General features: G+C 55.8%; 24 protein-coding genes and 8 tRNA genes. 27 read left to right on the forward strand and 5 right to left on the reverse strand.

Going from position 1 to position 23,108, the window contains the following annotated elements; genetic code table 11:
* Positions 1-102: 102 nt before the first annotated feature.
* From QJ48_RS18175 to QJ48_RS18210, 8 genes are all read left to right on the forward strand, one after another.
* Positions 103-190, forward strand: a tRNA-Ser gene (locus tag QJ48_RS18175).
* Positions 191-201: 11 nt separating this feature from the next.
* Positions 202-278: transfer RNA gene (locus QJ48_RS18180), tRNA-Met, on the forward strand.
* Positions 279-294: 16 nt separating this feature from the next.
* A tRNA-Val gene (locus QJ48_RS18185) sits at positions 295-370 on the forward strand.
* Positions 371-373: 3 nt separating this feature from the next.
* Positions 374-449 (forward strand) — tRNA-Thr (locus tag QJ48_RS18190).
* Positions 450-471: 22 nt separating this feature from the next.
* Positions 472-548: transfer RNA gene (locus QJ48_RS18195), tRNA-Asp, on the forward strand.
* Between the two features lie 62 nt (positions 549-610).
* Positions 611-686 (forward strand) — tRNA-Phe (locus QJ48_RS18200).
* A gap of 21 nt (positions 687-707) precedes the next feature.
* Positions 708-793, forward strand: a tRNA-Tyr gene (locus tag QJ48_RS18205).
* An 11-nt stretch (positions 794-804) separates the two neighbouring features.
* Positions 805-880 (forward strand) — tRNA-Lys (locus QJ48_RS18210).
* A gap of 63 nt (positions 881-943) precedes the next feature.
* Here QJ48_RS18210 and QJ48_RS18215 read toward each other — a convergent pair.
* The 5 genes from QJ48_RS18215 to larA all read right to left on the reverse strand — a co-directional run bounded on the left by QJ48_RS18215 (position 944) and on the right by larA (position 5,203).
* On the reverse strand, positions 944-1,252 hold the full coding sequence (locus QJ48_RS18215; RefSeq protein WP_054974969.1) for an MTH1187 family thiamine-binding protein: 309 nt from the start codon (positions 1,250-1,252) through the stop codon (positions 944-946).
* A 72-nt stretch (positions 1,253-1,324) separates the two neighbouring features.
* A complete protein-coding gene (locus QJ48_RS18220; protein ID WP_054974970.1) occupies positions 1,325-2,899 on the reverse strand; it encodes a GMC family oxidoreductase in 1,575 nt (524 codons plus the stop codon).
* On the reverse strand, positions 2,889-3,497 hold the full coding sequence (locus QJ48_RS18225) for a gluconate 2-dehydrogenase subunit 3 family protein (RefSeq protein ID WP_054974971.1): 609 nt from the start codon (positions 3,495-3,497) through the stop codon (positions 2,889-2,891). Before QJ48_RS18225 ends, QJ48_RS18220 begins: the two co-directional genes overlap by 11 nt.
* A gap of 4 nt (positions 3,498-3,501) precedes the next feature.
* Positions 3,502-3,894, reverse strand: coding sequence for a hypothetical protein (locus QJ48_RS18230; RefSeq protein ID WP_054974972.1), 393 nt, complete (start codon positions 3,892-3,894; stop codon positions 3,502-3,504).
* A 22-nt stretch (positions 3,895-3,916) separates the two neighbouring features.
* Complete coding sequence (gene larA, locus QJ48_RS18235) at positions 3,917-5,203, reverse strand: nickel-dependent lactate racemase (protein WP_337589627.1); 1,287 nt, start codon at positions 5,201-5,203, stop codon at positions 3,917-3,919.
* Positions 5,204-5,382: 179 nt separating this feature from the next.
* Here larA and QJ48_RS18240 point away from each other — a divergent pair, with 179 nt between their 5' ends.
* From QJ48_RS18240 to QJ48_RS18325, 19 genes are all read left to right on the forward strand, one after another.
* On the forward strand, positions 5,383-6,498 hold the full coding sequence (locus QJ48_RS18240) for a CdaR family transcriptional regulator (RefSeq protein ID WP_054974973.1): 1,116 nt from the start codon (positions 5,383-5,385) through the stop codon (positions 6,496-6,498).
* Between the two features lie 93 nt (positions 6,499-6,591).
* On the forward strand, positions 6,592-7,716 hold the full coding sequence (locus QJ48_RS18245) for an ABC transporter ATP-binding protein (RefSeq protein ID WP_036692603.1): 1,125 nt from the start codon (positions 6,592-6,594) through the stop codon (positions 7,714-7,716).
* Positions 7,717-7,882: 166 nt separating this feature from the next.
* Positions 7,883-8,779, forward strand: coding sequence for a LysR family transcriptional regulator (locus QJ48_RS18250; RefSeq protein WP_054974974.1), 897 nt, complete (start codon positions 7,883-7,885; stop codon positions 8,777-8,779).
* 58 nt (positions 8,780-8,837) lie between these two features.
* Positions 8,838-9,776 carry an HPr(Ser) kinase/phosphatase gene (gene hprK, locus QJ48_RS18255; protein WP_054974975.1) on the forward strand — a complete coding sequence of 313 codons (939 nt, stop codon included), beginning with the start codon at positions 8,838-8,840 and terminating at the stop codon, positions 9,774-9,776.
* A 58-nt stretch (positions 9,777-9,834) separates the two neighbouring features.
* Entirely contained in the window at positions 9,835-10,830 is a 996-nt protein-coding gene (gene lgt / locus QJ48_RS18260) for a prolipoprotein diacylglyceryl transferase (RefSeq protein WP_054974976.1), read from the forward strand.
* A gap of 4 nt (positions 10,831-10,834) precedes the next feature.
* Positions 10,835-11,482: a pyrophosphatase PpaX gene (gene ppaX / locus QJ48_RS18265; RefSeq protein ID WP_054974977.1), complete on the forward strand. Its 648-nt coding sequence runs from the start codon at positions 10,835-10,837 to the stop codon at positions 11,480-11,482.
* Between the two features lie 3 nt (positions 11,483-11,485).
* Complete coding sequence (locus QJ48_RS18270) at positions 11,486-11,992, forward strand: DapH/DapD/GlmU-related protein (RefSeq protein ID WP_054974978.1); 507 nt, start codon at positions 11,486-11,488, stop codon at positions 11,990-11,992.
* Between the two features lie 128 nt (positions 11,993-12,120).
* A complete protein-coding gene (locus QJ48_RS38800) occupies positions 12,121-12,234 on the forward strand; it encodes a putative holin-like toxin (RefSeq protein ID WP_237762965.1) in 114 nt (37 codons plus the stop codon).
* Between the two features lie 273 nt (positions 12,235-12,507).
* Complete coding sequence (locus QJ48_RS18275; RefSeq protein WP_054974979.1) at positions 12,508-13,713, forward strand: ATP phosphoribosyltransferase regulatory subunit; 1,206 nt, start codon at positions 12,508-12,510, stop codon at positions 13,711-13,713.
* Between the two features lie 13 nt (positions 13,714-13,726).
* Positions 13,727-14,368, forward strand: coding sequence for an ATP phosphoribosyltransferase (gene hisG / locus QJ48_RS18280; protein WP_054974980.1), 642 nt, complete (start codon positions 13,727-13,729; stop codon positions 14,366-14,368).
* A 56-nt stretch (positions 14,369-14,424) separates the two neighbouring features.
* Entirely contained in the window at positions 14,425-15,714 is a 1,290-nt protein-coding gene (hisD, locus tag QJ48_RS18285; RefSeq protein ID WP_054974981.1) for a histidinol dehydrogenase, read from the forward strand.
* Complete coding sequence (gene hisB / locus QJ48_RS18290) at positions 15,707-16,318, forward strand: imidazoleglycerol-phosphate dehydratase HisB (RefSeq protein ID WP_054974982.1); 612 nt, start codon at positions 15,707-15,709, stop codon at positions 16,316-16,318. The genes hisD and hisB overlap by 8 nt, the downstream gene beginning before the upstream one ends.
* A gap of 3 nt (positions 16,319-16,321) precedes the next feature.
* The gene (hisH, locus tag QJ48_RS18295; RefSeq protein WP_054974983.1) at positions 16,322-16,930 is read left to right on the forward strand and encodes an imidazole glycerol phosphate synthase subunit HisH; all 609 of its coding nucleotides are present in this window, start codon (positions 16,322-16,324) and stop codon (positions 16,928-16,930) included.
* Positions 16,931-17,027: 97 nt separating this feature from the next.
* Complete coding sequence (gene hisA, locus QJ48_RS18300; RefSeq protein WP_054974984.1) at positions 17,028-17,756, forward strand: 1-(5-phosphoribosyl)-5-[(5-phosphoribosylamino)methylideneamino]imidazole-4-carboxamide isomerase; 729 nt, start codon at positions 17,028-17,030, stop codon at positions 17,754-17,756.
* A 21-nt stretch (positions 17,757-17,777) separates the two neighbouring features.
* Entirely contained in the window at positions 17,778-18,536 is a 759-nt protein-coding gene (gene hisF / locus QJ48_RS18305; RefSeq protein ID WP_054974985.1) for an imidazole glycerol phosphate synthase subunit HisF, read from the forward strand.
* Positions 18,533-19,216: a bifunctional phosphoribosyl-AMP cyclohydrolase/phosphoribosyl-ATP diphosphatase HisIE gene (gene hisIE / locus QJ48_RS18310; protein ID WP_054974986.1), complete on the forward strand. Its 684-nt coding sequence runs from the start codon at positions 18,533-18,535 to the stop codon at positions 19,214-19,216. The genes hisF and hisIE overlap by 4 nt, the downstream gene beginning before the upstream one ends.
* A gap of 68 nt (positions 19,217-19,284) precedes the next feature.
* Entirely contained in the window at positions 19,285-20,112 is an 828-nt protein-coding gene (gene hisJ, locus QJ48_RS18315; protein WP_054974987.1) for a histidinol-phosphatase HisJ, read from the forward strand.
* A gap of 113 nt (positions 20,113-20,225) precedes the next feature.
* Complete coding sequence (locus QJ48_RS18320) at positions 20,226-21,176, forward strand: ribose-phosphate pyrophosphokinase (RefSeq protein WP_054974988.1); 951 nt, start codon at positions 20,226-20,228, stop codon at positions 21,174-21,176.
* Positions 21,177-21,339: 163 nt separating this feature from the next.
* Entirely contained in the window at positions 21,340-23,088 is a 1,749-nt protein-coding gene (locus QJ48_RS18325) for a tetratricopeptide repeat protein (protein ID WP_054974989.1), read from the forward strand.
* Positions 23,089-23,108 lie beyond the last annotated feature (20 nt).

The raw sequence follows: 23,108 nt of genomic DNA on the forward strand, positions 1-23,108 counted from the left end.
TTAGGAGCGACTTTTGACGCAGTCAACGGAGCGAGAAAAGATATATCGGAACGCTTTGTTTCGATCCAGTTTTCAGGGCGCAAGTCTTGAATGATTAAGCTTGGAGAGATACCCAAGTGGCTCAAGGGGACCCTCTGCTAAGGGGTTAGACTGCGTAAGTGGTGCGAGGGTTCGAATCCCTCTCTCTCCGTTGTAAGTTTTGGCGGCGTAGCTCAGCTGGCTAGAGCGTACGGTTCATACCCGTAAGGTCGGGGGTTCGATCCCCTCCGCCGCTACCATATATATTTATCCCATGGAGGCTTAGCTCAGCTGGGAGAGCATCTGCCTTACAAGCAGAGGGTCGGCGGTTCGATCCCGTCAGCCTCCACCATATGCCGCTGTAGCTCAATTGGTAGAGCAACTGACTTGTAATCAGTAGGTTGGGGGTTCAAGTCCTCTCGGCGGCACCAGTTGTTTCAATATTTATAGTGTGGAGCCGTGGTGTAGAGGCCTAACATGCCTGCCTGTCACGCAGGAGACCGCGGGTTCGAATCCCGTCGGCTCCGCCATGATTTATCTTACCAAGCAGGATAAGCTTGAACTTTAAGGGACAAGCTAACCGCATACATAAGGCTCGGTAGCTCAGTCGGTAGAGCAGAGGACTGAAAATCCTCGTGTCGGCGGTTCGATTCCGTCCCGAGCCACCATAGGCCTTACAGCCATTACACGGAGGCTTAGCGAAGTGGCCAAACGCAGCAGACTGTAAATCTGTTCTCTGACGAGTTCGGTGGTTCGAATCCATCAGCCTCCACCAGTTATTCTCACGAGCCATTAGCTCAGTTGGTAGAGCACCTGACTTTTAATCAGGGTGTCGTAGGTTCGAGTCCTACATGGCTCACCATTTAGGTGACAAGTAAAGAGACCTCAAGGGGTCTCTTTTTTGCATTATATTTGCTTTTTTACTTCACGATTGAAGTTTGTCGCGGACGGAGCGAAGCTTCTGCTCCATGGAAGCATTTTTGTCCCGGCGGTCGTCGATTTTGATCGATGTGGACACGCGCTTGGCTCCATGTTGGAACGGAGCTTCGTGCAGCCGCTGAAGCACTTGAAACAAATCTTGAAGCTCTCCTTCGATAATGGTACTCATCGGCGTCATTTGATAATGAATCGGTTCCGGGGCTTGTTCCAGCAGGCGGTGCAGATCGGCGACATATCCGCTTAAACTGGTCGTTTCGGTTCCGATGGGAATAACGGTTACTTCGACTATAGCCAACGGTTCTCCCTCCTTCTTAGTTTGTAAACACAGCATGTGTTTATTTTACCGTAAAGGATAGGCAGGGTATAGTCACAGCTCCATTCGCTTCATGGTCGCCTTGATGTAATCGGCAGTGCGCGCCGCTAGCGCCATCACCGTATTCGTCGGATTGCCGCCTCCGGACGTCACAAAAATACTGGCGTCGCATATGAACAGGTTCGGAATATCGTGTGTTTGCCCGTAGGAGTTCACGACGGACGTATCGGGATCGTTGCCCATACGGCAGCCTCCCATCAAATGCGCCGTATCGGGAATGACGAATTCGGGCTTGCCTCCCGCGGCGCTTAAAATTTCGCTCATCGTTCCGATCGCATGCTGGATAAGCCGGTTGTCGTTTTCTCCATAGCTGAAGGTGACTTTTGCGCGAGGCATGCCGAAAGCATCCTTTTCATCGCTCAAGGTAATGGCGTTGTCCGGGTTCGGAAGCACTTCCCCGACTAACGTGACTCGTCCGTAGTAATTGTAGTCGAGTACCGTTTCCCGCAAACGTGTCCCCCAAATCGGACCGTTCTTACCCGATTGTGTAATACCGCTTGCAAAGCTCACGGGCCGGACCCCGTGGGCGTGCAGCGTATAGCCGCGGGCAAAATCCCGTTCGGGGGAAGTGCTATAAAAGTCCTGCGTCGTTGCAAGTACGGGGGTTCCTTTATACAGACGGACCTCCTCTTCAAATCGCGCATAGACATCGTGACTGCTGTGGGTCATGAACGCTTTCCCGACCCATCCGCTGCTATTGGCAAGTCCGTTCGGAAACCGGCTGTTGGCCGAATTCAGGAGCAGCCTAGGGGTTTCCACGACGTATGCGGACAAAATGACCAGCCGCGCCCGCTGCTCATAGGTCACATCGTTATGAACAAACGTCACTCCCGTGGCCTGGCCGTTTGCATCCGTATTCACTTGGGTAACTCTGCAATCTGGAAGCACCTCCGCGCCAGCTTCAATCGCTTTGGGAATATGGACGATCAGGGTGCTGAATTTGGCGTTCGGCATACAGCCCTGGTTGCAAAACCCGCGGTTGATGCAAGGCGGGCGCCCTTCGAAGGGGGCGGACAAAATGGCCAGCGGACTGACGACCCAGCGAATGCCGAGCTTTTCGCAGCCTCTGGCAAATACCTGCGCGTTCGGGCTGATCGGATCGCGTTCGGGATATGGATAGGGGCCGTGAAACTCGCCCCAAGGGAAATATTTTGGGCCCGAGACGGCGATCTCCTTCTCAATCTTCGTATAGTAGGGCTTCAGATCGGAATATTTGATCGGCCAATCCTCTCCGACGCCGTCCAGCGTTTTGGTTCGAAAATCGCTTTCATGAAAACGCAAAAAGACTCCGGTAAAATGCGTCGTTCCCCCGCCAACTCCCCAGCCAGAATTGTTATGGCCCATTTGCAGCGGGTCATGACCATCGACGATACGTGCCTCCTGCCAGCCCAAGCTCTGCATGGATAGCTCATCACTGGCAAAATCGTGCTGCGGATCCCGGAACGGTCCGGCCTCCAGCACCACGACGCTCATCCCGGCTTCGCTCAGCTCTTTGGCCAGCACACCGCCGGCAGCCCCGGCTCCAACAATGACGACATCTACCGTCTCGGCCTCATACTTACGCTTCATGCTGTTTTTTCTCCTCCTTAGGCTCCCATGGATCGAGCTGCCCCGGATGCATACGTACATAACCGCGGGGATAAGCGGGACCTCCGTATCCGATCTCCGACCATATTTCAGGATGAGAATAATAAGCTTCGACAGTTAGGTTCAGCAATTTCTTGAACAGCGCTTCCTGCGGCACGTGCTGCCACACTTCGAGAGGCACCGCTTGATTACGGCTGACATCGAGCATGAACTGTTTTTTCTGCTTCGGTTGAAGGTGAAAGAAGCGCTCGGTATGGATCGTTTGACATGCGAGATCCAGGGCATGAAGCCCTTCGCGCACCAGCACGACCGCCTCAGGCTCGCCGCTTTTACGCTGGCTTTCTTGTCCGCCTGCCAACGTCCGATCGATATGATCCAATACGAACTGAATGATTTCCGGACGTTCGTCATCGACCAAGAGAGAGCACCAAGCCCGCAAATGTTCGGCCTCAACGGTCGTCAGGAACACATAATCGCCGGTAGTGTGCAATCGGGAAAGCACGATTTGCTGGGTATGATCGTCCCAAGCGTCTTTTTCGTGCATGACATCGTAGGAAGGGTACCGTGTGAGCTTTTTCATCGATTTACCTCCAATAATAGGCGAGAAGTCCAAGGACGCTCAAAGCACTGAACAGGACCGGAAGCACGACAGGAGGACCGACAAGAAAGTTGCGCATCGTATAGCCGCCGACGCGAACGCCTACCCCGTGGAAATGAAAGTAAAACCCGATGCCCCCTGCAACAACGCCGAACCACATAAGATAGGAAAAAAGTAAAAACAGCCAATCCAGCCGGTAATAGGCAAGCGATACGGCAAGCAGGCTGAATATAGGGGCAGAGACGACGGGAACCCACATGGCTTTATGGTGAAAGTTTTGTCGGTAATGCGAGAGGGTCACTTGTACCCAAATGGCAAAAAAAGCGATGCCTACGAACAAAAAGACGACGCGTGCCAAGGGCCATCCGATCCAGTTCATAAGAATCTTCCTCCGTTTTCTGTTAGCGGTGATGACGCGGATAGGTTAGCGAGCCGAACGGCATGAGAGCCAGCTTCGCGTCGGGGTCTTGCAGCAGAGCTTGGGTCGTAGCGCTCAAATCGTCGGCCGGATAAAAGCCTAGCAATTCAATTAAGTGACGGGGCAATGAGGACCGGACAAACACCCGGGCGCGGTGCAGCACTTCTTCCACATGCAAAATTTTGTGGGCCCCCAGTACGAAGCGTTCACGCAGCTTGTCCGTCATTTTTCGGCGGTCGCCCATCGTCTCGATCCAATGCTGAAATAAGCCGTTTCCCATCCCTTCGGGACACTCCGCCACAAGAAGCAGGGCGCCTCCCGGCTTTACGAAAGCGGCAGCATTGCGGAGCGCTTTTAAGGCTTGATACATCTGCAAATCTTTCGGAGCTCCCCCAGCCGAAACGATGACGACATCGTACAGTTCGGTTACCTGCCGGGTAAACCAGCCGGCGGCAAATTCGCTTCCTTTCTTATGAGCTTCCGCGGTCTGTCCGGCTACGGCATTCAGCACATGCCGATCGTGGTCGACGATCACATTGAGCAGGAAATGGATCGGAACGAACCGCTCGGCTTCCTCTAAATCGAGGTGCAGCGGATTAGTCGAGACGCCGGGAACAGCCTTGTACGTTAACGACAACGCATGATGGCATTCAATGGTGCGTTTGGATGCTACCCCGGGTACGAGCGCTTTGACGCCTCCGGAAATGCCAACCATCGCATGAGGCTCAATATTACCCGTCGCAATGCGCAGCGGCGTCTCGGCGACCATGCGGTTGATCTCAACCGGGGTACCGAGCGACGTTGTCCCCATATAAACGCAATCCTCCGGCGCGGCCGAATGATTATGCACGCGGACTCTCGCGTAAATTTCGGCGCCGACCAGCCGCTTCAATTCGTCGGGCGTGTGCTTGCGATGGGCCCCCAGCGCCACGACAATATCGAGCTGATCGTCGGCCAGGCCAGCCGCGCTAAGCTCCTCCAGCAGCGGAGGCAAGAGCAGCCCGGTAGGGCACAAACGGGTACCGTCGCTGATCAGAATGACGGCCCGGCTTCTCCCCTCGGCAAGCTCACGGAGTCTCTTGCTCCCGATAGGCGCCGCCAATGCTTCGCGAATCCGGTTTTGGGACAACTCGGGAGACGTCTCCAAAGCTTCGAGTCCGTATGTCAATGTATCGTACGTCCTGCCCGAAGGCAGTTCCAGCGAAACTGTGGTGCAGCCATAATGCAGCTCGGGAATGGCACAATCCTCCTTCTCTTTGCAAATCAACAATGGATGAGGATGGAAAATTCATTTTTATTATTACCGTATCTTAAGCTCTTATCCGTAGCTAAACGCGATTAATGATTTACGTCCTAAGGCAACACCTTTTCTTGCGGTTCCCAGGGCCGATTGTGTTACAATAGATGTAACTAGTTATTTAATATAGACATAGGGTTGGGAGCGAGGAGATGGATTGGGAACAAGTGAGGGAGCAGCTTGAAGCCATATTGAATACTCCGGTTCAAACCACCAGATGGGCCTGGGAAGCGTGGCGGAGTGAAGCAGAGAAGCATAAGGCCGAGCCGGGGTCCGAAGGCGGAAGCTTGATCAGCGAGGGCAGGCTTCTTTTTTTGGCGCAAAAAGAAGGGCAGGAGGCGCTGCTTCTGTCCATACAGGCAGATGCCGTATCGCCTGTGGAGCGGCGGCTCGTGGAGCTTACGCTGGAAAGCCGCAAGATGCAGGACAAAAAGCCTCCGTCGCTCGCCAACGAGGAGGAGCGCAAAGCGGGAATGGTGCGCGATTGGCTTCGCACGCAGCAGGAGCTCGGCTTGACGCAAGCCGAAATGCCCGATGCTCTGGTGTCGCAGCTGTCGCTTTACTCCAAAAAAATACCGCTGCTGTTGTATGGGGATTACACAACCTCGCGGCGGGCGCACGACCGGGAGCTGAAAAAGCTGCTGGAATCGTTTTTCGATGCGGACATGACCTTGATTCCTCTGACGGATAAGGAATGGCTCATTCTCGGCTCGGAGAAAATCATGTCGATGGATTCCGGCGACGAGAAGGAAGACTCGGACGGCGAAACGCTGGAAGACCGGCTTGCGGCCGTCGGCTACGGCTTGCACGAAATGCTTGAGAACGAATGGGTAGGCGAGTGCCATCTGGCCATCCATTATCCGATCCTACCGGCAAAATCGTTATATGCCGCGGTGCTTCAGCTCAGGGAGACGATGATGCTGGGGCGCACATATCATGTGGGCAGCAACATGCATATGCCATGGGAGCTCCAGCTGGAAAGGCTGGTGCATTTGGTGCCGGAAGCGGAGAAGGCGAGCTTTCTGGAGAACGTGCTGAAACGGCTCGATGTGGCGTTTGATGCGGAGACGATGACGACGCTCGAACAGTTTTTCCAGCTGGACTGCAACGTCAGCGAGACGGCCAAAAAGCTGTATATTCACCGCAACACGCTGCTGTACCGCTTGGACAAATTCAAGCAGGAGACGGGATTGGACGTGCGGACGTTCAACAACGCCGTGCTTGTGAAGATTGCCATGCTATTGTACAAAGTAACGAAAAGAAAGTAGTTTTTTTGTAGAGATTGTGCATAGTCATGATACGCCTTGTTACGGTATCATTTAATCAATGAACACGATACTAATTCGTAGGGGGAATCAATCATGGCTGGTGTACGTTTGAACCACATCGTCAAAAAATATCCCGGCGCAGAAGAAGCAACAGTGAAAGACTTCCATCTCGATATTCAGGACAAGGAATTTCTGGTTCTGGTAGGCGCTTCCGGTTGCGGTAAATCCACGACACTGCGGATGATCGCCGGGTTGGAGGAAATCACGGAAGGCGAACTGTATATCGGCGACCGTCTCGTGAACGACGTCGCTCCGAAAGACCGCGATATTGCGATGGTATTCCAATCCTACGCTTTGTATCCCCATATGAACGTATATCAAAACATGGCATTCGGTTTGAAGCTGCGTAAATTCAAAAAAGCCGACATCGACGCCCGCGTGCGCGAAGCGGCCAAAATTCTCGATATCGAGCACTTGCTAGACCGTAAGCCGAAGGCGCTCTCCGGCGGTCAGCGTCAGCGCGTTGCCTTGGGCCGGGCGATTGTCCGCGAGCCGCAAGTGTTCCTGATGGACGAACCGCTGTCCAACTTGGACGCGAAGCTGCGCGTACAAATGCGCGCCGAAATTACGAAGCTCGTGAAACGTCTCGAAACGACGACGATCTACGTAACGCATGACCAAACGGAAGCAATGACGATGGGCGACCGGATCGTCGTTATGGATAAAGGCATCATTCAACAAGCGGCATCTCCGGAGGAGATCTACAATTATCCGGTGAACATGTTCGTAGCGGGCTTTATCGGTTCCCCGTCCATGAACTTCGTGCACGGCGGATTCGCTGAGCAAGGAGGCAGCTTGTACTTTAAAGCATCGGGCTTTAATGTCGAAGTGCCGGAAGGCAAAGCTAAAATTCTCCGCGAAAAAGGCTATGCCGGCAAGGAAGTCGTGCTGGGCGTACGTCCGGAAGATTTCCACGAAGAAGCGATCTTTATGGAAGCTTCTCCGAACACCATCATCAACGCTCATGTGGAAGTGGCGGAGAACCTCGGTCATGAAATGCTCTTGCACCTCAGCGGAATCGGCAGCCAAATGGCCGTTGTTCGTGTAGACGGCCGCTCGAACGCCAAAGAAGGCTCCAACGTGAAGCTCGCTGTGGACATGAACAAAGTTCACTTCTTCGACAAAGATACGACGAATTCCATTTTGCTGAACGCTTAATGCGCATTGAACGGAATAAAAGGTCAGTCCTGACGGGCTGGCCTTTTTTGCTGCGGCTGCGGGTGGCGTTGGAAAGAAAATCGCGATATGCTAGGCGTAGCCTCTACGAATGAAGAGCTTGTCCGGACAGCGCGGCTGTACGAAGAGCTGGGGAGTGGGAAGATTCATGAGCATCGAGCAATTGAAAGTGTTTGTGACGGTGGCGGAGCTGCAGCATTTTTCACGTGCCGCGGAGCTGCTGCATTTGTCTCAGCCGGGGGTCAGCATGCATATCCGCAGCTTGGAAAATGAGTTCGGGACGAAGCTGCTTCATCGTTCGTCGAAGCGGGTGAAGCTGACGGAGGCGGGGGAAATCTTGTATCGTCAAGCGAAGGCGATATTACTGCAATACGAGACGGCGAAGCATGAGATCGACAGGCTGAACCAGGTCGTCTCCGGCAGTTTAAGCGTCGGGGCAAGCTTCACGATCGGAGAGTTTCTTCTGCCCAAGCTGCTGGCGAGCTATGCACGGCTGTATCCGGGGGTGGAGGTACAGGTCACCGTAGGCAATACGGATGAAATCGAACGGCTCGTGCAGGCGCACGAACTGGAGGTCGGGCTGGTCGAAGGAGAGCTGCAGCGGCCGGGGATTCGCTCGGAGACGTTCATGGAGGACGAAATGATCGTGGCCGTTCCGGCGGGCCATCCGCTTGCGGCGTACCGGGAAGTGACGCCGGAGGCTTTGCAGGATCAAGTCTGGATCTTCCGCGAGGTCGGCTCCGGTACCCGGGCCTACAGCGATCGGTTGATCCGCGAATGGGGACTGCGGGTGCAGCGGGCTTACGTGCTGAGCAGCACGCAAGGCGTCAAGGAGACGGTTGCGGCCGGACTTGGCATTGCCGTACTGTCGCGTTGGACCGTAGGACGGATGCTTGCGACGGAGGAGCTGAAGGAGCTGTGGATTCGCGGCCAGCGGCTGACCCGTTTGTTGTCGCTGATTCAAGGCGAGGAGCGGGCAGGGACGCTTGCGCTGGACCGGTTCGTCCAGCAGGTGAGAGGGCTTCGCACGGCCTCTTCCGGTTGATTTATGCGACTGATTCCTTTAGGATGAGGATATTGGGATATAAAGGAGAAAGATCACGATGCCGAAAAAAGTGAAAGTATCGGATTTGGTGAGAGAGTTCCATCTGGAAATTATTTGCGGCGAAGAGGGACTGAAGCGTCCGATCGTCACGGCGGATTTGTACCGTCCCGGGCTCGAGATGGCTGGCTATTACGAATTCCATCCGACGGACCGGGTCCAAATTCTCGGCAAAACGGAGCTGACGTTCTTCGACGGGTTGTCGTCGGAAGAGCGGATGGACCGGATGCACCGGCTGTGTGCGCCGGAGGAGACACCCTGCATTATTATAAGCCGCGGGATGGATGCGCCGATCGAGCTGCTGGCCGCGGCCAACGACCATAAGATCACGGTCGTTCGGACGGCGATGGCGACGACCATTTTGGCCAGCCGCGTAACGAACTTTCTGGAAAACCGGCTCGCCCCTACGACGACGATTCATGGGGTGCTGGTTGATGTATATGGTATCGGCATGCTGATTTCCGGGTCCAGCGGTATCGGTAAAAGTGAAACGGCATTGGAGTTGGTGAAGCGGGGACACCGGCTGATCGCTGACGATGCGGTGGAAATCCGTCAAACGGCCGACCATCAGCTGATCGGCAATGCGCCTGAATTAATCCGGCACCTGCTTGAAATCCGCGGCATCGGGATTATTAACGTCATGACGCTGTTCGGCGCCGGTGCGGTGCGTACCGAGAAGAAAATATCGGTGGTCGTCAAGCTGGAGACATGGCAGCAGGACAAGCAGTACGACCGGCTCGGGCTGGACGAGGAAACGACCCAGATTATTGATACGAATATCCCGCTCGTGACGATTCCGGTTCGGCCGGGACGAAACTTGGCGGTTATTATTGAAGTTGCGGCGATGAACTACCGCTTGAAACGGATGGGCTATAACGCTGCCCTGCAGTTTACGAATAAATTGACCGAGTCGCTGGCCGAGGACATGGACGATTTGTAAGGGGAAGCCCCGATTTGAGGGGCGGACAATTTTTAAGCATAAGGAAGGAGTCACAAGCATGTTTCTCGCGATTAATCCGATTGCTTTTGCCATCGGTCCGTTAAGCGTCCGTTGGTACGGCATCATCTTAGGGACGGCGGCGCTGGTCGGTTTGCTGCTCGCGATTCGAGAAGGCAAACGGTTCCGCATGTCTCCGGACTTCTTCATGGATCTGGTGCTGATCGGGGTCCCGTCGGCGATCATTGGCGCAAGAATTTACTATGTCGCTTTCAAATGGGAGGACTACCAAGATAATCTGTGGAAAGTCTTTGCTGTTTGGGAAGGCGGTATTGCCATCTACGGAGCGTTGATCGGCGCCATTATCGCGGCGGTCATTTACGTGCGGCGGAAAGGCTATTCGTTCTGGCGCATTGCCGATATTTGCGCGCCGGGCTTAATTATCGGACAAGCGATCGGGCGTTGGGGCAACTTCATTAATCAGGAAGCGCACGGCGGGCCCGTGGCGGAGTCGTTCCTCAGGAACAACCTGCATCTGCCGGATTGGATCGTCAATCAAATGCTTATTGAAGGCCAGTACTATCATCCGACGTTTTTATATGAGTCGCTATGGAACGTCGTAGGACTTCTCCTGCTGTTCGTGCTGCGGCGGCGTTCGTTTTTGCGGGCGGGAGAGCTCTTCTTCAGTTATTTCATCTGGTATTCGATCGGGCGGTTTTTCGTGGAGGGCCTGCGGACGGACAGTCTCGATTTTACGGGGCCAAGCTGGCTGGCCGCGCTGATGAACGGCATGTGGTCGCCGATGAAGGCTTTCGGCTTCGAGCCCGGATTCATGACCTACGGAGGCAATGTGCGGATTTCGCAGCTTCTGGCCGTGCTGATCGTGCTGGCCGCGATTGCGCTGATCATCGTTCGCCGCCGGACGGGCGCTGCTTCGGAGCGCTATAGCGATCCGATTGTACGGATCGGACAAGTGCCGGAGGGAACAGGCGGAGCCGGTGGTACAGAGACTCGGCCGGATGGCAGCAAGGAAGCAGACGTAAAGACAAAGGAGTAGCAGCATGATACAAACCGTGTTATTTGATCTGGACGGAACGATTGTCGATACGAACGAGCTCATTATTCAGTCGTTCTTGCATACGTTTGAGGGGATAACCGCAGAGCCGGTAACCCGGGAACACATTGTTCCGAACATGGGACGGCCGTTGATCGAACAGATGGTGTTCTTCTCCGGACGTGAGCAGGTGGACGATTTGGTGCAAAAGTACCGGGCGTTTAACATTGCGCATCATGACGAGCTGGTACGGGAGTTTCCCTATGTTCGCGAGACGCTGGCCAAGCTCCATGCCGCCGGTGTCAAGCTGGGTGTGGTGACAAGCAAAATCCGGCAGACGACGGAAATGGGGCTGAAGTTAACGGGACTGTACGACTACTTTGGCACGATCGTCACGGTGGACGACGTCGGGAAAGCGAAGCCGAACCCGGAAGGGATTCACAAAGCGGTCCGGGAGCTCGGGGGCGACCTCTCCTCCGCGCTGATGGTCGGAGACAGCCACTATGATATCGAAGCGGCGCATAATGCAGGCATTCCGTCGGTGGCGGTCGCCTGGTCGCTGAAAGGGACCGAATATTTGAAACAGTACAACCCGACCCATATCATTCAGGATATGCGCGATATTGTGCCGATTGTCGGGATCGAGGGGAAATAGCGCTTGAGAAACACGGACAAATATCCGGTGGAAGGGCCGAACTCGCTGTGGCAGGTATATAAGACGATCAGCCGTTTCAAGGCGGTCCGCAATTTTATTTTTATCCAAATTTCCAGGTATGCGCCCTCCTTGCCGCTGAAACGGTGGATCTACCGCCGTGTGCTCGGGATGAAGGTAGGGGAGCATGCCTCCTTTGCGTTGATGGTGATGGTGGATGTGTTTTTTCCGGAGAAGATCGAGGTCGGAGATAATACGATTATCGGCTACAATTCGACGATTTTGACGCATGAGTATTTGATCAAGGAATACCGGCTCGGGCGGGTGAAGATCGGCTCTCATGTAATGATCGGAGCGAATACGACGATTTTGCCCGGGGTGACGATTGGCGATCATGCGGTCGTGGGCGCGGGCTCGGTCGTGCATAAGGATGTCGCGCCGTACAGCTTTGTAGCGGGGAATCCGCTTCGGGTGATCCGGGAGGATGTGCGCATGACGGAGAAGGATAAATGAGTCGGATGATTTAGAATTTGCAAATTTAATATTTTGCAAAAGTTAACAAGATGCTCTATAATACGGCTTGTACAATAAAAAGGCTTGCAAGGGCGGTCGGCTAATCTCCCGGAAGGGAGGTGATGCCTGTGGAGGTTAAGGACACGTTGACTTTAATAATCGGCTTCGGGATGCTGCTTGTTGCGCTGCTCACGCTGGTAGTTAACATCATCGTCGCTCTTATCCAAAACAAAAAGAAATAGACCGCCCATCACACAGGGAATACGGTCTATTTCACGATCATTCCTTATTCAGCCGACCGCCTTTGAAGCGGTTATTGTACCTAGGGAGAACGGTAGCCGCCGTTGCTCCCTTGTATTGTTATTATATGCTCTTGTCTTTATTCGCGCAACCGGCTCCATGCAATCGGATCATTGACGAATCAAGCGTTCCCGTGATAAACTTACGATTACATTCTTTATTTTGGTAGTATGGTAGCGCACTAAAGCAAAATTAAAGATAGCAGGGTGAAGACGGTGTCCAAACCGAAGGTGTTTGAAAAGCCGACAGGCGTAAAAGATTACCTCCCCGAAGCGGCGGCCAAGCTCCGCCGCATCGAATATAAAGTCATGCAGTGTATGGAGCGCTGGGGCTATAGAGAAATTATTACTCCTACTCTGGAGTATTACGATACCGTTGGGGTGGCCAGCTCGACGGAGGACAAAAAGCTGTTCAAGCTCCTGGATCGGAACGGCACGACGCTTGTGATGCGTTCCGATATGACGGCGCCGATCGCCCGGGTCGCCTCCTCGCTGCTCAAGGAGCATCCGTTCCCGCTGCGGCTTTCGTATCAAGCGAACGTATTTCGGGCGTTCGAAGCCGAGGCGGGACGAGATGCGGAGTTTTTCCAGACGGGCGTGGAGCTCATAGGCGATGCTTCCAGCGAAGCCGATGCCGAGGTGATCGCCTTGGCTATCGCTTGCTTGCAAGCGGCCGGTGTGCAGCAGTTCAAGATCGCCCTAGGCCACGTGGGCTTCCTCAACGGCTTGTTCCAAGAGACGCTGCAGCAGCGTCAGGACGCACAGACCGCGTTGAAAGCATGCTTGCTCAGCCGTGATCACGTCGGCTACCGGGAAACGATCAAGTCGCTGGGCCTTCCTCGCGAAGTGCAGCAGGAGCTGGAAGGCATTCTCCGGCTGCGCGGCGGACAGGAGATTTGCAATCAGGCGCGGCAGGTGACGAAGGACCCTGTCGCCCAACATGCCATTGCGCATCTGTGCGAAATCTGGGACGTGCTCGAAGCCTATGGCGTCAGCGAGCATGTGCTGATCGATCTGACGATGATCGGCGATTTCTCGTACTATACGGGGATGACGTTCGAAGGCTACGCTGAGGATATGGGCTTTCCCGTATGCAGCGGGGGACGGTACGACAATCTGCTGGCGCAGTTCGGGCGTCCGGCGCCGGCGACGGGCTTCGGGCTGAAGACGAACCGGATCTTGGAAGTGATCGGCAAAAGCAAAAGGGAAGAAGCCACGCAGCGCGTGCTGATCGTCTACACGGAGTGTCATCGGGCGGCAGCGCTGGCTAAGGCAAGGGAATACCGCTCGCGAGAAGGCTTTATTGCGGAGACGCGTCTTCTGGCGGACGGACAACAAGGGCTGAATGCGGTTCGGCAAGCAGACGGCGTGCTGCAAGTGCACGGCTCCCGCTATTGCGACATCATATCGTTTACGGAGTAAGGAGGGGCAGCGCATGCAGGACTTATTGAAGGTGGCAATGCCCAAAGGGCGTATTTATAAACAGGCTTCCAAGCTGTTCCGCGAAGCGGGGCTCGCCATCCCGGAGGAGACGGACGATTCGCGCAAGCTGATTATCGCCGTTCCGGAGGCGCGGATGGAATTCATTATGGCGAAGCCGGTCGATGTGCCGACTTACGTCGAATACGGCGTGGCGGATATCGGCGTCGTCGGCAAAGACGTGCTGATGGAGGAGAACCGGGACGTATACGAGCTGCTGGATCTCGGGATTGCGCGCTGTCGCATGTCCGTCATCGGGCTGCCGGATTGGCAGCCGGTGCTGAACCCGCGGGTGGCGACGAAATATCCAAACGTGGCCTCGCAATATTTTCGGGAGCAGGGGCAGCAGGTCGAGGTCATCAAGCTGAACGGCTCGATCGAGCTGGCCCCGCTGATCGGTCTGGCCGACCGGATCGTGGATATGGTGGAGACCGGCAGCACGATCCGGGAAAACGGGCTGGCGGAGCATGAGCAAATTTTTGCGATTACGAGCCGGCTGATTGCCAACCGCGTCAGCTACCGGATGAAGAACGACGCCATTCAGGCGCTCTGTGATCGGCTGCAGCCGGTCATTGCCGCGGTGACGGCAAAGGTATAGCCTTACCGGAAAAAGAGAAACAGGAATTCGCACATACATTAAAGGAGGCTGCGGTCATGAGAGTAATGCCCGCATCGGAATTTTCGCTGCAGCGGGAGGTCGAATACGGCACGCCCGAGCAAAACGAAAGCGTAAAGCGCATCATCGAAGAGGTGCGCCGGGACGGGGATGCCGCGCTGCGCAAGTTCGCACAGCAGTTTGACGGGGTCAAGGTCGAGGAGCTGCGTGTCACGCAGGAGGAGATCGAAGCCGCCTATGCACAGGTGGATGAGAGCTTCCTGGCGGCGCTGCGCGAAGCGGCGGCAAACGTTCGCCGCTTCCATGAGAAGCAAATGCGCAACTCGTGGATGGATCTGCAAGCCGACGGCAGCATTCTCGGCCAAGTGATCCGTCCGCTGCGCCGGGTCGGGCTGTATGTGCCCGGCGGCAAGGCGGCGTATCCGTCGTCGGTGCTGATGAACGCGATCCCGGCGCAGGTCGCGGGTGTACCCGAAATCGTGATGGTGACGCCTCCGGCCACAGCCGGGGTGGAAGGCATCAACCCGCATATCCTCGTCGCGGCCGCGGAAGCGGGCGTGCGCGAAATTTACCGCGTCGGCGGCGCGCAGGCGGTAGCTGCGCTGGCGTACGGGACGGAGTCGATTCCGGCGGCGGACAAAATCGTGGGCCCCGGCAACATCTACGTCGCGCTGGCGAAGCGCAGCGTGTTCGGCGCGGTGGACATCGACAGCATCGCCGGGCCAAGCGAGATCGTCGTTCTGGCGGACGAGACGGCGGACGCCGCTTATGTGGCGGCGGACTTGCTGTCACAGGCCGAGCACGACGAGATGGCGTCCGCCATTCTTGTCACGCCGTCGCGGGAGCTGGCCGAAGCGGTCCGCGTGGAGGTGGGCCGCCAGTTGAACGAGCTGCCGCGCCGCGATATTGCCGCGCAATCGATTCGCGATTACGGCGCGATTTTGACCGTGGACAGCCTTGAGGAAGGCGTCCGCGTCGTAAACCGGCTGGCGCCGGAGCATCTGGAAATCATCGTGCGCGAGCCGTTCGATTATTTGAGCCGGATCGAAAACGCCGGGGCGATTTTCCTCGGGCCTTACAGCTCGGAGCCGGTGGGGGACTATTTTGCGGGACCGAACCACGTGCTGCCTACGAATGGAACGGCACGGTTCTCGTCGCCGCTGAACGTCGACGATTTTCTGAAAAAATCGAGCGTCATCTATTACAGCAAGGAAGCGCTGCTGCGCGACGGGGAGAAAATTGTAACGCTGGCCCGTCACGAAGGGCTGGACGCACATGCGCGGGCAATCGAAATTCGCTTGAAGAAAGAAGGGAACCAGCGTGGCTGAACAAAACGTGCAAGGTGCCGGGCGCCAGGCCGAAATCGCGCGCAAAACGAACGAGACGGACATCCGGCTCGCATTTAACGTAGACGGTACCGGCGTATCCGAGATCGAAACGGATGTGCCGTTCTTGAATCATATGCTCGATCTGTTCACGAAGCATGGACAGTTCGATTTGAAGGTAGACGCCAAAGGCGACGTCGATATCGACGATCATCATACAGTCGAGGATATCGGCATCTGCCTCGGGCAGACGCTGCGCGAGGCGCTCGGCGACAAGAAGGGAATAAAGCGCTACGCCAACGTATTCATCCCGATGGACGAAGCGCTGGCGCAGGTGGCGATCGATATCAGCAACCGGCCGCATCTGGAATACCGGGCCCAATATCCGTCGGCGACAGTCGGCAGCTTTACGACGGAGCTGGTGCACGAATTTTTGTGGAAATTTGCGTTGGAAGCGCGGATTACGCTGCACGTTATCGTGCACTATGGGCATAACACGCACCATATGGTCGAGGCGGTATTCAAGGCGCTCGGACGGGCGCTTGACGAGGCGACGAGCATCGATCCCCGCGTACAGGGCGTGCCGTCGACGAAAGGGGTCTTGTAATCCATGATCGCCATCATCGATTACGGCATGGGCAACCTGCACAGCGTCGCTTCGGCGGTGGAACGGCTCGGCTACCGCGGCGTAATCGTTTCGGACGAGCAGGAGCTGCTTCAGGCGGAAGGAGCTATTCTTCCCGGCGTAGGGGCGTTCGGCGATGCGATGGACCATCTGCGCGAATCGAAGCTGGATGCGGCCGTGAAGCGTTATGCGGACAGCGGTAAGCCGCTGCTTGGGATCTGTCTGGGCATGCAGCTCTTATTTACCCGCAGCGAAGAGCACGGTCTGCATGAGGGGCTGAACCTGCTGCCCGGAGACGTCGTCCGCTTCCAAGGCGATTACAAGGTGCCTCACATGGGGTGGAACAAACTGGAATTTCGGCAAGCAAGCCCGCTGTTTGAAGAGGTAGAAGAGGGGCATGTGTACTTCGTTCACTCGTTTCATGTAAAGCCGGAGCAGCCGGGCGATCTGCTGGCGGTAACGGATTACTATCAGCAGGTGACGGCCATCGTCGGCCGCAATAACGTATTCGGGATGCAGTTTCACCCCGAAAAAAGCGGCAGCGTCGGCATGAAGCTGCTCGGCAATTTTCTTGCGCTGTGTATGCGTAAATAGACACGCTTCGCCAGCCGTGCGCTTGGCTCCGGCTTGCCGGGTCGGGCTTTCAAACGATCGGCGCGATTCATATTTCCAAGGTTGGAGGAACGTTTTCATGTCTTCATTCATCATTTATCCCGCCATCGACATTCGCGGGGGCAAGTGCGTGCGCCTGATCCAGGGCGATTACAATCAGGAAACCGTGTATAACGAAAATCCGCTGGAGGTCGCCAAAGCTTGGGAAGCGCAAGGAGCCAAATGGATTCATCTCGTCGATCTGGACGGAGCGAAGGCGGGCTATCCGGTCAACGACAAGCTGGTCGGCGATATCGCCAAAGCCGTGAACGTTCCGGTACAGCTCGGGGGCGGCTTGCGCACGGAAGCGGACGTGGATCATATTTTGTCGCTCGGCGTTTCGCGCATCATTCTCGGGACGGCGGCCATCGAAAACCGCGAGTTCGTGAACCGGGTGCTTCAGAAGCACGGGGACAAAGTCGCCATCGGCATCGACGCCCGGGACGGATATGTAGCGACCCGCGGCTGGCTCGAAACGTCCGCGGTCAAAGCGGATGAGCTTGCCGCAGAGCTGGCGAAGGAAGGCGCGAAGACGTTTATTTTTACGGATATTTCGCGCGACGGCATGATGGGCGGTCCGAACGTGGAGGCGATCGTCCATTTGGCGAAGGTATCGGGGCAGTCGGTGATCGCTTCCGGCGGCGTAAGCCGTTACGAGGATTTGGAGCGGCTGGCGCAGCATGCGGCGGACGGCGTGGGCGGCGCCATCGTCGGCAAGGCGCTGTACACCGGCAGCATCAAGCTGGAGGAAGCGCACGGACGGATATAAAGGCAGAAAGGAGGACGGCATATGCTGGCCAAACGGATCATCCCTTGTCTGGACGTGAAGGACGGGCGGGTCGTCAAGGGAGTCAATTTTGTCAATTTGCGCGATGCCGGCGATCCGGTCGAGCTCGCATCGATCTATGACCGCGAAGGAGCCGACGAACTGGTGTTCCTGGACATCTCCGCCTCCCATGAGGGACGGGCGACGATGGTCAACGTCGTGCAGCAGACGGCCGGTCAAATTACGATTCCGTTCACGGTCGGCGGCGGAATCTCGAGCGTGGATGACATGAAAAGGCTGCTGCGGGCGGGCGCGGACAAAATCGGCATCAACACGGCTGCGGTCCGCAATCCTCAGCTTGTGTCCGACGGCGCGCGCCGCTTCGGCTCGCAGTGCATCGTCGTCGCGATCGACGCCCGGTACAACCCGGAGTGGAACGAATGGGAAGTGTTCACCCACGGCGGACGCAACGGCACGGGCATCCGGGCGCTCGAATGGGCCAAGCGGATCGAAGAGCTTGGCGCCGGCGAAATTTTGCTGACGAGCATGGATGCGGACGGCACGAAGGACGGGTTTGACCTGCGGCTCACGCGGGCGGTTTCGGAGCTCGTATCGATTCCGGTTATTGCCTCCGGCGGAGCGGGGAAGAAGGAGCATTTCTACGACGTGTTTGCGGAAGGCAAGGCGGACGCGGGGCTGGCCGCCACGATTTTTCACTACAAAGAGATGACGATCGAAGAGGTTAAAGACGACCTCAGGCATAAAGGGGTGGAGGTCCGGTGAGCGGGCAAACGGCAGGAACCTTAGAAGAGTTAACGGCGGCCATCAAATGGGACGCGAGCGGCCTCGTGCCGGCCATCGTACAGGATGCGGCAAGCAAGGACGTGCTGATGATGGCCTATATGAATCAGGAGTCGCTGAAGCTGACATTGGAGTCGGGCGAAACGTGGTTTTGGAGCCGTTCGCGCAGCGAGCTGTGGCATAAAGGCGCGACATCCGGCCATGTGCAGAAGGTCAAGGCTTTGAAATACGATTGCGACGGCGACACGCTGCTGGTGCTTGTAGATCAGGCGGGGCCGGCTTGCCATACCGGGCGCTACAGCTGCTTCTACAACGAAGTGAAGCTCGGAGCTTTGGCTGACGGCGGAGAAGCGGCAGCAGAATCGCAGTCTGCAGATCGTTTTGCCATGCTCGGCCGACTGGAGTCGGTGATCGCGCAGCGCGACGCGGAACGGCCGGAAGGCGCGTATACGACGTATCTGTTTGAAAAAGGCATCGATAAAATATTGAAAAAAGTCGGCGAGGAAACGGCCGAGGTCATCATCGCGGCGAAAAACCGCGACAACGACGAGCTGCGGTACGAAGCGAGCGACCTTATTTTCCATCTGATGGTGCTGCTGCGCGAAGCGAAGCTGCCGCTTGATGAGGTTATGCGCGAGCTGGACCGCCGACACAAAAAATAATGGCGTCGAAGAAGGGGCAGGCTGGTGACCATGCCGCCCTCCGTCGCCTAAAAGGAGAATTCACCCGAATGCGCATCGATTATCATACGCACCATGTGCGGTGCGGACATGCGTCGGGAGAGCTGGAGGAGTACGTGCTGAAGGGCATTGAGATCGGACTGGACCAACTGGGGCTGTCCGATCACATGCCCTTGCTGCATGTCGACCCGGCTTCCTATTACCCGGGCATGGCTATGCCGATGGACGAACTGCCGAACTATGTGGAAGAAGCGCTGCGTTTGCAGCAGAAATACAAAGACCGGATCGATATCCGAGTCGGACTCGAAGGCGATTATATCGAAGGATACGAAGCGGAAATCGAGCGGATCATTAAAGCCTACCCGTGGGATTATGTGATCGGGTCCGTTCATTTTCTCGGCGAATGGGACATTACGGATTACCGGCAGACGGACGGCTGGAAGGAGCGGGACGCCTACGAGGTCTACGTTCAATATTACGACGCGGTCTGTAAAGCGTGCCGGACCGGTTTTTACGACTACATCGGGCACATCGACGTGATCAAGCGGTTCGGCTTCAAGCCGGAGCAGAGTGTGGAGCACTTGGAGCGTCAGGCGCTGGAAGCCGTCCGGGAGGCGGGAATGGCCATCGAGCTGAATGCATCGGGCCTGCGCATGCCGGTTGGGGAAATGTTCCCAAGCCGACGCATGCTGGAATACTCCCGTGAGCTGGGAATTCCTGTAACGCTCGGATCGGACGCACACCAGCCGGACCGGCTCGCACAGTACCTTGACCAGGCGACCGACCTGCTGCAGCAGGAAGGATTTAACGAATTAGCCACATTTAAAAGCAGGAAACGCACCATGGTGCCTATTGGATTCGCTTCATTTCATGTATAATGGGGACGTGGGCATTTTAAATATTGTGTAAACCGGCCAACCGGAGCCTTTTTAGAGAAGGTCCACCCATCGTCAAATGACCCATTGTAACATAAGCAAAAGCGGAGGTAACCATGTACAGCGACAAAATGAAGATTTTCTCGGGTTCGTCCAACCCGAAACTGGCGGAGCGCATATGCGAAGAGCTTAAAGTGCCGCTTGGCAAAATCAAGCTTTCCCGATTCAAGAGCGGGGAAATTTATTGTCTCTACGAAGAAAGCATTCGGAACTGCGACGTCTTTCTGGTGCAAACGTTCTCTCATCCGATCAACGAGAATTTCATGGAGCTTCTCGTCATGATGGATGCGGCCAAGCGGGCTTCGGCGAGAACGATCAATCTTGTCGTTCCTTACTATGGTTATTCCCGCCAAGAGCGCAAAGCCGCGCCTCGGGAACCGATCTCGGCCAAGCTGGTGGCGGACCTGCTGACGGCAGCGGGTGCGGACCGTGTCATCACGATCGATCTGCATGCCCCGGCGATTCAAGGCTTCTTCAACATCCCTGTGGACCATTTGACTGCGCTGGACTTGGTTAGCGATTACATTAAAAAGCTTAACATCCAAAACCCGATCATCGTCTCCCCGGATGCGGGACGCGCGACAACAGCCGAGAAGATGGCGAACATTCTCGATGCGCCGTTTGCGATGATGATCAAGAAAAGACCGGCTCACAACGAAGCGGTCATTACGCATGTCATCGGTGATGTAGCCGGCCGCACGCCGATCATCATCGAGGATCTGATCGATACCGGCTCGACCATCGTCAACGTCGTGGAAGGCCTGAAGGAACGCGGAGCCCACGACGCTTATGTCTGTGCGACGCACCCGGTATTCTCCGGCCCGGCCTTGCAGCGACTGGATCATCCGAACATCAAGGAAGTCGTTATTACGGACTCCATCGCTATTCCGGACCACCATCCTAACCGATTCCGGGTGCTCTCGGTTGCCCATCTGCTTTCGGACGCGATCAACATCATCATGTCCGGCGGTTCGCTCAGCTCGCTGTTCAAATACGGCGGCGTATAATAATTATTACCACACGACTCCGGCTGTCGAAACCTTACGGTTTTGGGCCGGATTGTGTTATACTTAGGAATCATTATTACTCCGGCGATGTAGAAATGAAGCTCTGAAATGCACAGGCGGGTTTCTCATGTAATTCCGGACGGGTCACGGAGGTGCCTGAATTATGGAGAAGAAAAAACGTGTGCTGCCGAAACCCAGCACCAATGTCATACCGATGAAAATGGACGCCACGTTCTTTTTCGAAAAAGCCGTTCAGTCCTTGGACCGTTATCATTATGATAAGGCATTGAAATATTTTCGTCGTGCGGCTGAGTACGAGCCGGAAAACCCGGTTAATCACTGCAACTTGGCCGGGCTGCTGTCCGAGATGGGAAATTACGAGGAATCCAACCGCATTTTGCAGCACGTATTGGACCGGATCGATCCGACGATGACGGAATGTTATTTCTATATGGCGAACAATTTTGCCAACATGGAAAATTACGAATCGGCGGAAAAAGCGATTATTCATTACCTTGAGAACGATCCGACCGGACAGTTTCTGGAAGAGTCCGAGGAAATGATGGAACTGCTAAGCTACGAGTTGGACCGCCCTGCGAAGCTGTCGACGATCAAGAGCCGGGAAGGCTTGTTCGATCACGACCGGGCACGCTCGATGCTGGAGGAAGGAAAGTTCTCCGAAGCGGTGCGTCTCTTGGAAAATATCATCAGCAAGCATACCGATTTTATGGCCGCGCGCAACAATTTGGCCTTGGCATACTATTATATGGGGCATTTCGACAAGTCGGTCGACATGATCCGGCAAGTGCTGGAGATGGAGCCCGGCAATTTGCATGCGCTCTGTAACCTGGCAATCTTTTACCAGCATTTCGGCGACCGGGAGAGCTTGGCCGAATTGCTTGAAGTGCTGCGCAAAACGTACCCGTTCCATCAGGACCACGTCTTTAAGCTGGCTACGACGATGGGGATCTTAAACGAGCATGAGAAAGCGTTCCGTCTGTTCAAGCGGCTGTTGAAAACGGGCGAAGCGGGTCTCGATCCCTGCTTGTTCCATTACACTGCGGTAGCTGCTTACAATACCGGGCGGTACGAAGAAGCTCAGCGGCAGTGGAAGCAGGCGGAGAAATTCGATCCGGGATCGGAAATTCCGAAGTTCTATCTGAACTTGCTGGATAAGCACCGGGAGGAAACGAGAAAGCCTCCGGTCAGCTATCACTACCATCTGCCGTTCGAGGAACAATTTCGCGGGCTGGAGCGCGCCGAGGGCGGACTGCCGGAGCATATGAAGCGCGATCCGCTTGTCCGGTCGTCGTTCTTCTGGGCGCTGCGTCACGGAGACGGGGATACGAAGCTGCAGGTGATCCAAGCGTTCGGGTTGATTGCGGACGACGAAGTGAAAGACGCGCTCACGGAATTTATTATGCTGCCGGACGAGGACGACTACTTGAAGCAGGTGGCGATCTTCGTGCTGCGCAGCATCGGGATGAAGGAGCCGCTGACGGCCATGCTGAACGGCAAGCGGACGACGGTCGCGCCGTCGCCGTTCTCTCCGGGGCTTCCCGTGTGGGAGAGCAAGTGGCAGGCCATTATGGAGACGGCGCTGCGGCATATGGCCCGGCGTTACGATATGGTGCAGCAGTACGATTTGCAGACGCTTTGGGTAGAATATTTATCGCGGGTATTTCCGAACGTGCCCAAGATGACCAAGGTCGAAGGCTGGGCGGCTGCGCTTGAATATTTGACGGCGAAGATGCACCGGCGTCCGATCAGTTACCATGAGGCTGCGGAGCGTTACGGGGTCTCTGTGGCGACGGTAAGCAAGAATGCGAAGCTGATCGACGAAGCTTGCGGTTTGAAAGAGAAAATGGACGCCATTTTCAAAAAATTAACCGGCATGGAGTCTCGATCTTAATATAAAGATCAAGAAGATGC

Origin of the sequence: Paenibacillus sp. A3 (assembly GCF_001399685.1) — a bacterium.
GTDB lineage: Bacteria > Bacillota > Bacilli > Paenibacillales > NBRC-103111 > Paenibacillus_G.